We start from the raw sequence: 12,508 nt of genomic DNA, 5'->3' as shown, positions 1-12,508 counted from the left end.
CAGCGGCGTCCGCGACCGCCCGCGCAGGTTGTCGGGTTTGCGTGGCCGGACTCGGCTATGAGTTCGAGCAGGGCTGACACCTGCCTCGCCGAGGCGTGTCAGGGCTATGATGAAGGACTAGGGCCGCCGGGTTCAGAAGTGGTGCCAACCAGCCAGTGGAGGTTCCGCCATGCCCATGTCACCTACCGTGCACATGTGCCTACGCGATGCAGGCGTCGAATATGAAGTCGTGCGACATCCGCACAGCCATAGCAGCACCGAGACAGCCGTAACGGCGGCTATCCCCAGCGACCGACTCGCCAAGACGATCCTCCTCGAAGACGAGCAAGGGTACGTCGGTGCCGTGCTGCCATCCAGTCATCACCTGCGGTTGCCAAAGCTGTGGGACCAAACCGGACGGCGTCTATCGCTGGCCAACGAGTCGGACATCCGCGAAGTCTTCAAAGACTGTGAACTCGGAGCCATCCCGCCCCTCTGCACCGCCTACGGCATGAAAACACTGATCGACGAAAGCCTGAGCACACAACCCGACATCTACTTCGAGGCCGGCGACCACGAGACGCTCATCCACATGCGTACCGAACAGTTCATGCGCTTGATGGAACAGGCAGAAAAGGGACACTTCTCCTAGCGCACGCAGAGTTCTGTCGTGATCATGCATCGGCCGCACGCCGTGTTGAATCCCCCAGTGAATGCGGGGATTCCATCTTCTGTGAAGGATGGAGTCGGTGTCGTCGAGGAAGAAGTATCCGGCCGAGCTGCGTGAGCGGGCGATGCGGATCTATGCCGAGGTTGCCGGTCAGCACGAGTCGGAGTGAGCCGCGATGCGCGCGGTGGCCGAGCTGCCGGGCGTGGGGCCCTTGATGGAGAACTTTCGGCTGCTCGACGTGTGGGCCGGATCCGACCTCGCCGTGGTGCTGGACGGACGCGCTGCGCGAACCCGGCATGCCGGGCCGCGAACTCGTCGTGATCGCGGTCGAAGCGCATGCCTCGACCTTGGCATGGGGCTGGCCTGAACCCGTCGTCCCTACGTGGTGCGGGCAGTACAGGCGGAGCTGCCGCGCATCGGGATTTCAGTCGGCGGTTGCTCTTTCGCCCGTTCTCGACTACGAACGTCGCCACGGACGCGCCTGACACCAAGGAGTCCACACTCCCCTTCTGGATACTTGCTAAAGTTAGCAACCAATCATGGAGGTGAACGGGATGTGGTGACACCGCTTGGCCGACAGCGAAGGCAGATCCTATGATGCACGGACTGCTCGCTGCTATGCCGACGGCACTGGCAGCAGATGCCACATCCCGCCCACGGTGCGGAACCCACGCATTGGTGTACGCCACCACCGGAAAACCGTTGCACACCATCGGTCATCGCTGAAGCTGGCCGCTCCACGACCGCTCGCCACCTGGCAGAAGCTCGGCGTTGCCTGCACCCGATACAGGTTGGCGTGGCATCCGCCGAGCCGCGCGCGTCTCCGCGGACGGAACAAAACCCGCTACTGTACGGAAGAAGGACCATGCCCATTGCCATCCTCAACGGGATCCAACTCAGCTACGACGTCACCGGCACAGGTCCGCTGGTCGTCATGGTCATGGGCAGCGGCAGCCCCGGGCGGGTCTGGCGCACTTATCAGACACCGGCCCTGGTCAAGGCCGGCTTCCGGGTCGCCACCATGGACAACCGCGGGATCGCACCCTCACACGAAAGCGTGCACGGCATGACTATCGACGACCTGGTCGCCGACACCGCCGCGCTGATCAACCATCTAAACGGTGCCCCTGCACACGTGGTCGGCACCTCGATGGGGGCCCGAGTCGTCCAGGAACTGGTTCTGGCCCGACCAGAGCTCGTCGCGAAGGCGGTCATGCTGGCAACAGCGGGCCGACCACATCCTCTCTCCCGCGCCCTCAACCTCGGCGAGCAAGCTCTCCACGATGAAAGTGTGCAACTGCCACCGCAGTACGCGGCGGCGATCAAGGCCATGCTGAACCTCTCGCCCTACACCCTCGAAGACCCCACCCAGGCCCAGCAATGGCTCGACATCTTCGAATTCTCCGCCACAGCGAAACCCGCACCCGGCGTTCGCGCCCAACTCGGGATGGACCGCTCCCGCAACCGACTCGCAGACTACGCCCGCATCACCACACCCAGCCTGGTCGTCGGATTCGCTGACGACCAGCTGGCCCCCGCGGTGTTCGGCCGGGAAGTCGCGGCCGCCATCCCCGGCGCGCGCTATGTGGAAATCGAACGCTGCGGGCATTACGGATACCTCGAACGCCCCGACGAGGTCAACCGCGTCATCATCGACTTCCTCACTGCCCCAACCAGATAAAGCCCACACCAGCCATACTTCGGCGAACCGACCCCTCGATAGGACGACTCCGATGAACCAGACCTTGCCGCCATGTCCCGCCTGCTCCAGCGAATACACCTACCAGATGGGTACACTGCTGGTCTGCCCGGAATGCGCCCACGAATGGACATCCACAACCGGCTCGGACCACAACTACGAGAAGGTGATCACCGATTCCGTCGGCAACGTCCTCGCCGATGGAGATACCGTCACCGTGATCAAAACCCTCAAAGTCAAGGGCAGCACCACCGGCATCAAAGCCGGAACCAAGGTACGCAACATCCGCCTCGTCAACGGCATCGGCGACCACGACATCGACTGCAAGGTCGACGGCATCGGCGCCATGCAACTCAAATCCAGCGTCGTCAAGAAGATCTGATATCGGCCGACAACCGCCGACAACCTGGCCGAATTCCGACCGGACAGCCGATTCCCATAGCCGACTGCGATTCCTTCGCCGCAGCGATCCTGACGGGCACGAGTGCCACACCCGGCACGAGCGTCTGAACGCGGGCCGCTGTACCTTCGGACCCGCAGACTCGACTATCCGCTCAACATACCCCCACGGGCATCGAAAGCGGCGCCTATGGGACGGCCTTCATTCCCGGGGCCGGGTCCACCTACAGTCGCTGGGTCACGCGTTCGGCGCTGGACTTCTCGCGTCTTATGTCCGGTCGGCGCGTATGGCGTCCTCGACCTCGGTGGCGTCCAGAGCACGAGTGCAGAAGAACCAGTCCTGGCACTCGACTCCGGCCTCATGACCGGCCATTCGGTCCGCCGCAACCCCGCACGATCCCGCGGCCGGAACGATCACCCGATCACCGGGGCGCCAGTCCGCCGGGGTGGCGACGCCGACGGCATCCGCAGTCTGCAGTGCTTGTATCAGCCGCAGCAGTTCATCGAAATTGCGTCCGGTGTTCAACGGGTAGTAGATGACGGCACGGATGACGCCACGCGGGTCGATGACGAATACCGCACGCACAGCCTTCGTGGAGTCCTCGCCCGGCATGATCATGCCGTAGCGCCGCGCGACGTCCATGGTGACGTCGTCGACGAGGGGAAAGGTGACCTCGACATGGTCGTGGCCGTTGAAGCTGATCTTTTCCTGGATCGTGCGCAGCCAGGCGATGTGACTGTACAGGCCGTCGACCGAAAGGCCGACCAGTTCGGTGCGGTACTCATGGAACCGCTGCTGCATCGAAGCGAACATGATGAATTCGCTGGTGCAAACAGGTGTGAAGTCCGCCGGATGCGAGAAGAAGATCACCCACTTACCAGCGTAGTCGGCCGGAAAGTCGATTGACCCTTGGGTTGTTGAGGCAGTGAATTGTGGAGCCGGATCACCGATGTGCGGCATGGTGACCGGTGTCTGGTCGAGGCTTTGGGCATTGGTCATCAGGCACCTCCAGGGGACGATCGAATCGAACACGGTCCACCGGCCCGCGACCGAACCGACTCCGCGCGGCCGAAGCCCGAGCGACGATATCGGCTGTTACCGGCCACGACGCCGAAAACTCGGGTCCGACGGTATGCTTGGGGCTCCAACCGCGCAGGAGCACACAGACCTCCGTAAGCGGGCAATGGTCCTCATAATGGCCGGGATCGGTAGTGCTCGCGTTGACTCGTGAGATTCACATGGTTGAGCCGTTCGCCCACCCACACACCGCAGCCGACCACATCATTTGGTGACCTCCTCCCCTCGTCCACCTGAAGGGCTTCGGCCTAGTTTCGAATCGAGGTGGCGAGAAAGCAATGCGTGATGGACCGTGTGGACGCGGTATCCGAGTCGCGAGGGATTCGGTGCGCCGGAGGTGGCAGAGCGCGACACCAGCGGATCGACCATGCTGGCGATTCGGATAGCACCGTCGGGCGCTACGTGGCGAACTGCGCATCTACCCGTTCGGCCACTTCGATGCCTATATCGGGGACGGGTTGAGGCCATGGTCGGCGACCAGATCGCTTTCCTGCGAAAGCATTGTTTCCGTGCGGTCGCGCTGTGCATCGGTCCGGCCGCGCCAAATCCGACCTAAAACGCAAAGAGTGCCAGATCCCGGATTCAGCCGCCGGGTGAACAATGCTCCGGCATGTGGGAACCGGGCTTCCATGTCGGTGCGCGGGTCCGGCGATCGATGACTCCGTCTGCTACTACCATGACTTCCGACCAGCAGCCCGCCGACGCGCTGTGCGCGCTCGACCCACTGCCAAAGTACCCAGATCCACTGTCCCACAACAGCTTTGACCAAGTCCAGTTAGCCACTCGAGATTGCTCCCTGCAGACCAGAGCACCCAGCTCGAGGACGGTCCGGTGGCGCAGGACAGCATCTTGCAATCGAGACCGCCCAGATACGGGCACGTTCACTGCACCTCGCCACTTACCCCGAGCTTCGCCACTCACTCGCCAACGACACCTGAACTTCGCCACTTATCCCCGAACACGCCACGACCTGCCCGGACCTATGTGGGGTCAGTAGTGGAGTCGCGCGGAGAGGGCATGTGATTGGGCCGGGATATTGGGCTGTTCGCACCGCCGACGGTGCCCGATCCTTCGTGGCGTATCCGGTTGTGGTGATTGCGTTTGCGCTGCACATGCGCCCGCTCGCGGAGTACGGTGAGTTGTTGTGAGGAGATGGCGGATGGCGTGGTGGCTGCTCGCTGCGGCTACCGCCGCGACCGTCAGTGGTTGCGGTTCCGAACAGTCGGCGCCGGATACGACGAGCTACCGCGCGGGCCCGGCACTGCACGTGGTTTCGGGACCGTCGGTGACGCCGGCCGCGCGCGATTCGAATGCTGTTGCACCGCAATGTCGGACATCCGATCTGGCGGCCGGTCTGGGAACGGAAACCGTGGCTGCCGGAACTGTCGCCTTCCCGATCGTGTTCACCAACAACGGATCCGGTCCGTGTGCACTCGAAGGTTTCCCGGGTATCTCCTATGCCACCGGACCCGACAGCGCGCCCGTCGGTGCGCCCGCCGCCCGCGAGGGCACCTCGTCCGGTCCGGTCCAGTTGGCTCCCGGCGACCAGGCGTCGGCGCTTGTGTTCGCGGTCAATGTGCACAACATTCCGCCCGAGCAGTGTCAGCCGGTGGCGGTGCCGGGGCTGCGGATCTACCCGCCCGACAACACCGCATCGCTGTATCTCGAGCGCGCCGCGACAGCGTGCGGTAACGGGCAGCTGACTGCGACCCAGCTGAGGGTCCGCGCCGTCGTGGCCGGCGCCGGTAGCGGGTAGCGCGAACGGCGACGGGTTCGGTTGGGGCGTCAGCGGTTACGAGGCGGTCACGAGAAGTGGACTAATGATGACGTGACGGGCTGCGGCCCTGGAGAATTGGAGAGCCACCACCCGAGATCCGGTCAGCTCGAGGGCCGGTCGACCTCTTGGAGGGGATTATGGTTGATTCCCTTTTCGCCGATGTGTCCGAGTTCCAAGTTCCGGTCGATGACTCCTACCCGTATCAGATCTTTTCGTTCCGCTCCAATGACGGGACCTACCAGGACAACAACTTCTACTCGAACTATGCCTGGGCTGCTCGAGCCGCCGACGCCGGCAGAATATCCTGCTTCATCGTCTACTTCTATTGGCGGCCGAACTGGCTCGATACCGTCGACACCCACCGAAGTATGGTCGGCCGGGCGGGCGGCCCGCATCCGAAGATGATCTCCATGATCGACGTGGAATCGGGCGGCAATCCCGGCGGGGACCAGTCGGACGGTATCAACCGCGCCTATTGGCGGCTGGCCGACTGGCTGGGCTCCACCCGCCGGGTCATCGGCTACGCCAACCGACCCGATTTCGACAGCATGTGGCCGGTGCGCCCGGATGGGCTCAACATGATCGGCGCCGGCTATGGCAGCAACCCCAACCTGCCCGGCCAGATCGCACACCAGTACACCAACGGCCAGGGATACGGTGGTGGCCTGCCCGAGGGCGCCCCACCCTTCGGCAACTGCGATATGAACTCCGCGGACGGATTCTCGCCGGAGGACTTCGCCAACCAGGTCGGTGTCGGAGTCGTCGCGCCGGATCCGGTGACCGATATGTGGATTCAATTCATGGGTATCGGCGGCAACGGCTGGCCCCAGCTGGCCGGTCATACCCTCGTCGATGGTGTCGCCACCGTCGGGCAGACCCTCGGCCTGCCCGGGTTCGCACCACCGCCAGGGCCGACCCAGGTACCGCTGCCCCGTGACCCCGACGGCCGCATCCGCGACGAGTGGATCCAGCTGCTGGGTGAACAAGGCAACGGCTGGCCACAACTCGGCGGCTGGTCCCTCGTCGACGCCATCGCAGCAATCGGACAGAAGCTCGATATCGCCGGCTTCCAGCCACCCACCCGATAGCCCCCAACGGAGGATTCGCAGGCGGTCCGCGCAAACGCCCACCCGCTCTGTAAACTCCCTCATCGCAACCTCCATCCGAGCCGGAATCGTTGCGACGCAACGAGTATCGAGCAACGGCACAGATTTTCCGTTGTCGCGCTGCGATGATCGCCACCGGTACATGCTCCGAAAGGTGGCCATCCAGGCCACCTAGCACAGCCCACCGAGCCGACCGGGAAAGGCCACAAGCCGAGACCACGCTGCTGCTGACCATGACGGCGAATTGCCCCGTCTGCGGCGTTAGGAAAACGTCAAGACATAGGGTGGCCACAGTGATAGCTCGGCGAGTCGGCGGATGTGCTGCCGCGGGGTCGCCCTGGTCGAAGGGAAGTTCGTGCTCTTTTCGCTACGCGACGACACCGAGGCGGCGCTCGAGCATGTGAGTATGGGGCTCGGATGGGATCCGGCGCGTCCGCGCCGCTGGTTCTCCACACGGGTCACCGACATTGATCTGAATGCGGCCGCGCTGTTGTTCGCCGGTGCGAACATCGTAGACGTCGTCTACCACGCACAGCTCACCTCCCAGGATGGTTCGGTGCGGCACCTCGGTGACAGTGTGACCGGTGAGGGCGATGGCGACAACGAGGTGATCGTTGTCGACCTCACACGGCTGCCGTCACAGGTCACGACGATCTTTTTCATTGTGACCTCCTACACCGGTCAAACCTTCGATGAGATCCGGAATGCGTTCTGCCGCTTGGTCGACAGCGCCTCCGGCACCGAGATCGCCCGATACGAACTCACCGGCAGCAGGTCGCATACCGGGTTGGTGATGGGCAAAGTGTTCCGCACCGACGGCGGGTGGCACTTCGAGACGATCGGCGATGGCATACAGGCACGGCATCCGGTCGAAGCTGTGCATCAGTTGAGCGCCTATACCCATCACAACGGAAGGAGCTGATCACCGATGCCGATGTCACGGTGACCAGCGGCCCTGGCAGCTGCGCTCGTCGAAGGCGCAGGATCTGTCACCGGTCGGGCACATCCGCGGCGAAATACGCGGAGGCAGCACCGATTCGCCTACAGACCAGACCTGCGACAGGGTGTAGGCATTCCGTAAAAATAGAGCCCCTGCACACGCCTCCAGCGCCCGGCCACACCTTCGACGTGGGCCGCCCGCAATCCGAGCATGCCGCTGGTACCCAGGGCATTCGGCCGCGGCGATCGGTTGAGCTTGCTTGGGGTTGGTCCTTACGGCATCTTTACTTGTGGAGCGCCGGGAAGTCTGGTCGGCACACACGGTCCGGATCCCCGGATCGTGCCGGACTAGACCCTGGAGTTTCTCGTGACACTCGCCTCCCCGGTCATCGTCGATGCACCCGACACACCAGCCCGGTTCCGCGTCGTATCCTGCAGCTATGCGCGCGGATCAGATCGCCGAGGAATATCCAGTGGTCAGCATGGACACCGATGCGCTGGAAGCCGCCCGACTGCTGGCCGAACATCGCCTACCCGGGATATTGGTCACCGGAACCGACGGGTGCCCGGAAGCGGTCCTGCCGGCCTCGCAGGTGGTGCGGTTCATCGTGCCCAAATATGTGCAGGACGATCCGTCGCTGGCGGGCGTGCTGGACGAGCGGATGGCCGATCGGATCGCAGAGAAATTGCGCGGCAAGAAGGTCCGCGACGTCGTGCCCGAACACCTCGCCAAAGTGCCCGCCGCGAAGTCCGACGACACCATCGTCGAAGTGGCCGCGATGATGGCGCGGCTACGCAGCCCACTCATCGCCGTCATGAAAGCGCGCGAACTGGTCGGAGTGATCACCGCGTCCCAACTGCTCGCGGCGGCGCTGCGGAACTGAGCCGCACCCTGCGGGTCACCAGGTGGAGCCGGTGACCGTCGTCGCGGTCGTCGTGTTCGTGGCTGCCTACCTCCTCATCGCCACCGAACGCATCCACAAGACCGCCGCCGCGCTCGGCGGCGGCGCCATCGTGCTCGGGCTGGGCGTACTCGGCTCGGAGGAAGCGTTCTACTCCCACGAGACCGGCATCGACTGGGATGTCATCTTCCTGTTGCTGGGCATGATGATCATCGTCGGCGTCCTGCGCCAGACCGGCGTCTTCGAATACACCGCCATCTGGGCGGCCAAGCGCGCCAAGGGATCCGCACTCCGGGTCATGATCCTGCTGGTCCTGATCACCGCGATCGCGTCGGCCTTCCTGGACAATGTCACCACCGTGCTGCTCATCGCCCCGGTCACGCTGCTGGTGTGCGACCGGCTCGGCATCGAAGCGGTGCCGTTCCTCATCGCCGAAGTGCTGGCATCCAATATCGGCGGTGCGGCCACCTTGATCGGTGACCCGCCGAACATCATCATCGGCAGCCGAGCAGGCCTGTCGTTCAACGACTTCGTCGTCCATATGACGCCCATCGTCGCGATCGAACTGTTGGTCTTCACGCTGATCCTGCCGCGACTGTTTCGCGGATCATTCGACGTCGAGCCCGAACGCGTCGCCGATGTCATGGCCCTCGACGAACGCGAAGCCATCCGCGACCCGAGCCTGCTATTGAAATCCGGGCTGGTGCTGGCGGCGGTGTTCACCGCATTCGTCGGTCATTCGCTCTTCCACATCGAACCGTCCATCGTCGCCTTGCTCGGCGCGGGCGTGCTGGTGATGATTTCCGGTCTGTCGCAACGCGATTACCTCTCCGCCGTGGAGTGGGAGACGCTGCTGTTCTTCGCCGGGCTGTTCGTGATGGTCGGCGCGCTGGTACACACCGGGGTCATCGAGCGCCTGGCCGAACTCGCCGCCGACGCGACCGGCGGCAATGCCCTCACCGCCGTCATGCTCATCCTCGTGGTGTCCACCCTGCTGTCCGGTGTTATCGACAACATCCCCTATGTTGCCACCATGAGCCCGCTCGTCGCCGACCTCGCCGCCGGAATCGACCACCCCGCAACCGAATCCGGCGCCCTGTGGTGGGCGCTGACCCTGGGCGCCGACTTCGGCGGAAACCTCACCGCCGTCGGCGCCAGCGCCAACGTCGTCATGCTCGGCATCGCCCGCCGCGCCGACAACCCGATCTCCTTCTGGGAATTCACCAAAAAGGGCAGCATCGTCACCGCCATCACCATCGCCGTCGCCGCGCCCTATCTCTGGCTGCGCTACTTCGCATTCAGCTGAGGCACAACGCGATAACGAGACCAACGCTTGCCTATGGGGTGACGAGCCCGGTTCGGTAGGCGATGACGACCAGTTGCGCGCGGTCGCGGGCACCGAGCTTGACCATGGCGTGGCTGACATGGGTGCGGGCGGTAGCCGGGCTGAGGAAGAGTTCGGCGCCGATCTCGTCGTTGCTCATCCCCTGACCCACCAGCGCCAGGACCTCACGTTCGCGTTCGGTGAGGACCGCGAGCCGATGTTCGGCGGCCGTGTTCGCTGTGCGTTGTGCGGTGAACTGGGCGATGAGGCGGCGCGTGATGCGCGGTGCGAGCAGGGATTCGCCCGCGGCGATCACACGGATACCGTGCAGGAGTTCGGCCGGGCCGCAGTCTTTGAGCAGGAAGCCACTGGCGCCGGCTTGCAGGCCTTCGAAGACGTAGGCATCGGTGTCGTAGGTGGTCAGGATGAGGATGCGAACGGTGCGCAACCCGTTCGTGGTGGCGATCTCCCGGGTGGCCTGGATGCCGTCCATCTTCGGCATGCGGATATCCATGAGTACGACATCCGGGCGCAGCGCACGGGCTTTGTCCACGGCTTCGGCGCCGGTGGCGGCTTCTCCGACCACCACGATGTCGTCCTCGATATCCAGCAGGAGCCGAAAACCGGACCGCACCAGCTGTTCGTCGTCGACGAGCAGGACCTTGATCGGAGTATCGCCGTTCGATGCGGGTGTTGTTGCGTTCATACCTTCGCCGGTCCGGTCGGGGCCAAGGGCAGCCGGGCGGTGACCGCGAAGCCTCCGCACGGGAGCGGACCCGCGTCGAGGTCTCCGCCCAAGAGCTGACAGCGCTCGCGCATCCCGAGGATGCCGCGGCCATCTGTGCCCGGGTGCGTGCGGCCCTCGTCCGTGTGGTGAACTGCCCCATCGGTTTTCGAACCCGGCTGCCGGCCCGCGTCGGTCACCCGGACTTCCACCGTTTCGGTGCCATAATTCAGCGCGACCGTGACCCGGGTCGGTCCGACGTGGCGAATCACATTGGTGATCGATTCCTGCACGATTCGATACATGGCATTGCCGACCACGCTGGGTATCGGTGTGGGCGGGGCGGTCGTCTCGAGGTCCACGTCGAGCCCGGCCTCGCGCGCCGTGGCGGAGAGTTCATCGAGCTGCGCGAGACCGGGGTGCGGGACGCGACCGTCGTGGTCGTCGCGGAGAACGCCGAGGATGGCCCGCATCTCCGCCAGTGCCCGAGAGCTGGTCTGCTCGATGGCCTTCAGGGTCTGGCCTGCTCGTTCCGGTCGTTTGTCGAGCACGTGCGCGGTGACGCCGGATTGGACGTTGATGACGGCGATCGCGTGTGCGACGGTGTCGTGGACTTCGCGCGCGATCCTGAGCCGTTCGGCGTCGACCCGGGCGCGAGCTACTTCCTCACGAGTTCGTTCAGCCGACTCGGCGCGCTCCAGCGCCTGTGCCGCAATGAATTTCCGCGAGCGGACACTCTCACCGAGGGCGGCACTCATGCCCGACGCACCGATCCGGAAATACACCCAGCCGATGGCGGCGCGTGGTTCGATGTCGGTGGCGGCGATCAGCCAGACCGTGGTCAGGGCGGCGATCCCCACACCGGCCAGCACCAGCGAGCGATGCCCGTCGCCGCGGGCGGTGAGGGTGTAGATGGCCACGAACAGGCCGAGCCATCCGGGCCCGTCAGGGAAATCAAGGGCGTAATAGGCCGCACTGGCGAGCGCTGTCACGGTGAACACCGCGACTGGCCAGGGTCGGCGCACGACCAGGACCGCGCCCGGGGCAATCAACAGGATGTAGCCGAGATATCCGAGGTCCGACAGTGGGCGCAGCACTGCTTCGGGCTGCCCGCTGTTGCGGACGACGGTGCCCTGGACCTGCATCACGGTGATGAATACCGCCAGCAGCACGTCTTGCGCCAAGGCAGGCAAGCGGAACAACGTGACGCGATCCTGCATGGTGCGATCATAGGGTTCCCGACCGGCCGAACACTTTCGATCAACTGCGCGGCCGTCTACGTCGAGGAGCGCGTATCCGCGCCAGCTGCCTACGTCGAACGTCGTATCCGCTGCCGTCTGTCGACCGACGACGCTCGGGCCTCGAGACGCGACGATCGGTTGCGTCCATTCAACGACGGAGACCGCAGGAAGGCCCCCCCGTTCGACCGAAAGGATCCGCAATGTCCGTGCTCGATCTGTCTGCCGCATCGGCTACGCACATCTCTGTTGTCGCCGGGGGTTACGAACTCGGCGTCGGGCGAACCGTGCCCAGCGTGGCAGCCGTGCTCGGGCTGATCAGCGTCATCGCCGGTGGGCTTGCGCTGGTCCGATCCCGCCGCCCCGGCACCGGGCGAGTCCGGATCATCGGGGCCCTGGTGCTCGGACCGATCAGCGCGATCGTGGGTGGACTCCACGGTGCCAACGCCGCTGGCGGCCTCGGCACCGGCAACGGGCTCGCCGGCGCCGTCTTCGCGGTGGTACTCGGGCTGATCGGCACGATCCTCGGTGCGCTGGCGCTGGCGCGATCCCGTTGGACCGACCGTGGTGCCGGGTCGATGCCCGCCTCCTGAATGCCGGCGCCAGAACTGATTCGACAAGCCTTACGTAGCTCGGCTGGGCTGGGTCTGGATCTCGTGCTCGCCTGCGCGAG

The 12,508-nt window shown here is 64.7% G+C and carries 12 protein-coding genes; 9 read left to right on the top strand and 3 right to left on the bottom strand.

Annotation, left to right across the window (positions count from 1 at the left end; translation table 11 throughout):
- Window positions 1-175: 175 nt before the first annotated feature.
- From AB0J29_RS02150 to AB0J29_RS02140, 3 genes are all read left to right on the top strand, one after another.
- Window positions 176-631: a YbaK/EbsC family protein gene (locus AB0J29_RS02150; protein WP_364777686.1), complete on the top strand. Its 456-nt coding sequence runs from the start codon at window positions 176-178 to the stop codon at window positions 629-631.
- 883 nt (window positions 632-1,514) lie between these two features.
- A complete protein-coding gene (locus tag AB0J29_RS02145; protein ID WP_364777683.1) occupies window positions 1,515-2,330 on the top strand; it encodes an alpha/beta hydrolase in 816 nt (271 codons plus the stop codon).
- Between the two features lie 52 nt (window positions 2,331-2,382).
- Window positions 2,383-2,730 (top strand): zinc ribbon domain-containing protein YjdM, encoded by a 348-nt coding sequence (locus AB0J29_RS02140; protein WP_364777680.1) that lies wholly within the window; start codon window positions 2,383-2,385, stop codon window positions 2,728-2,730.
- Window positions 2,731-3,015: 285 nt separating this feature from the next.
- Here the strand turns inward: AB0J29_RS02140 and AB0J29_RS02135 are convergent, their stop codons facing one another.
- On the bottom strand, window positions 3,016-3,747 hold the full coding sequence (locus AB0J29_RS02135) for a peroxiredoxin (protein WP_364777677.1): 732 nt from the start codon (window positions 3,745-3,747) through the stop codon (window positions 3,016-3,018).
- Window positions 3,748-4,984: 1,237 nt separating this feature from the next.
- Here AB0J29_RS02135 and AB0J29_RS02130 point away from each other — a divergent pair.
- From AB0J29_RS02130 to AB0J29_RS02110, 5 genes are all read left to right on the top strand, one after another.
- The gene (locus AB0J29_RS02130) at window positions 4,985-5,581 is read left to right on the top strand and encodes a DUF4232 domain-containing protein (protein WP_364777674.1); all 597 of its coding nucleotides are present in this window, start codon (window positions 4,985-4,987) and stop codon (window positions 5,579-5,581) included.
- A 158-nt stretch (window positions 5,582-5,739) separates the two neighbouring features.
- Window positions 5,740-6,690: a hypothetical protein gene (locus tag AB0J29_RS02125; RefSeq protein ID WP_364777671.1), complete on the top strand. Its 951-nt coding sequence runs from the start codon at window positions 5,740-5,742 to the stop codon at window positions 6,688-6,690.
- A 373-nt stretch (window positions 6,691-7,063) separates the two neighbouring features.
- Window positions 7,064-7,630, top strand: a complete 567-nt coding sequence (locus tag AB0J29_RS02120; protein ID WP_364777668.1) for a TerD family protein — start codon at window positions 7,064-7,066, stop codon at window positions 7,628-7,630.
- Window positions 7,631-8,087: 457 nt separating this feature from the next.
- On the top strand, window positions 8,088-8,531 hold the full coding sequence (locus AB0J29_RS02115) for a CBS domain-containing protein (protein WP_364777665.1): 444 nt from the start codon (window positions 8,088-8,090) through the stop codon (window positions 8,529-8,531).
- Between the two features lie 31 nt (window positions 8,532-8,562).
- Window positions 8,563-9,855: an ArsB/NhaD family transporter gene (locus AB0J29_RS02110; protein ID WP_364777662.1), complete on the top strand. Its 1,293-nt coding sequence runs from the start codon at window positions 8,563-8,565 to the stop codon at window positions 9,853-9,855.
- A gap of 31 nt (window positions 9,856-9,886) precedes the next feature.
- Here the strand turns inward: AB0J29_RS02110 and AB0J29_RS02105 are convergent, their stop codons facing one another.
- Complete coding sequence (locus tag AB0J29_RS02105; RefSeq protein WP_364777659.1) at window positions 9,887-10,579, bottom strand: response regulator transcription factor; 693 nt, start codon at window positions 10,577-10,579, stop codon at window positions 9,887-9,889.
- Window positions 10,576-11,817, bottom strand: a complete 1,242-nt coding sequence (locus tag AB0J29_RS02100; RefSeq protein WP_364777655.1) for a sensor histidine kinase — start codon at window positions 11,815-11,817, stop codon at window positions 10,576-10,578. The genes AB0J29_RS02105 and AB0J29_RS02100 overlap by 4 nt, the downstream gene beginning before the upstream one ends.
- A gap of 221 nt (window positions 11,818-12,038) precedes the next feature.
- On the opposite strand from AB0J29_RS02100, the gene AB0J29_RS02095 reads away from it, so the two are divergent.
- Complete coding sequence (locus AB0J29_RS02095; protein ID WP_364777652.1) at window positions 12,039-12,428, top strand: DUF6223 family protein; 390 nt, start codon at window positions 12,039-12,041, stop codon at window positions 12,426-12,428.
- The last annotated feature ends 80 nt before the right edge of the window (window positions 12,429-12,508 follow it).

It is taken from the genome of Nocardia sp. NPDC049707 (assembly GCF_040674855.1).
Lineage (GTDB): Bacteria > Actinomycetota > Actinomycetes > Mycobacteriales > Mycobacteriaceae > Nocardia.
This window is presented reverse-complemented; position numbering and strand designations above follow the sequence as displayed.

Coding starts and splice junctions, on each gene's coding strand:
- AB0J29_RS02150 (WP_364777686.1), top strand. CDS start 176: ATGTCACCTACCGTGCACATGTGCCTACGCGATGCAGGCGTCGAATAT.
- AB0J29_RS02145 (WP_364777683.1), top strand. CDS start 1,515: ATGCCCATTGCCATCCTCAACGGGATCCAACTCAGCTACGACGTCACC.
- AB0J29_RS02140 (WP_364777680.1), top strand. CDS start 2,383: ATGAACCAGACCTTGCCGCCATGTCCCGCCTGCTCCAGCGAATACACC.
- AB0J29_RS02135 (WP_364777677.1), bottom strand. CDS start 3,747: ATGACCAATGCCCAAAGCCTCGACCAGACACCGGTCACCATGCCGCAC.
- AB0J29_RS02130 (WP_364777674.1), top strand. CDS start 4,985: ATGGCGTGGTGGCTGCTCGCTGCGGCTACCGCCGCGACCGTCAGTGGT.
- AB0J29_RS02125 (WP_364777671.1), top strand. CDS start 5,740: ATGGTTGATTCCCTTTTCGCCGATGTGTCCGAGTTCCAAGTTCCGGTC.
- AB0J29_RS02115 (WP_364777665.1), top strand. CDS start 8,088: ATGCGCGCGGATCAGATCGCCGAGGAATATCCAGTGGTCAGCATGGAC.
- AB0J29_RS02105 (WP_364777659.1), bottom strand. CDS start 10,579: ATGAACGCAACAACACCCGCATCGAACGGCGATACTCCGATCAAGGTC.
- AB0J29_RS02100 (WP_364777655.1), bottom strand. CDS start 11,817: ATGCAGGATCGCGTCACGTTGTTCCGCTTGCCTGCCTTGGCGCAAGAC.
- AB0J29_RS02095 (WP_364777652.1), top strand. CDS start 12,039: ATGTCCGTGCTCGATCTGTCTGCCGCATCGGCTACGCACATCTCTGTT.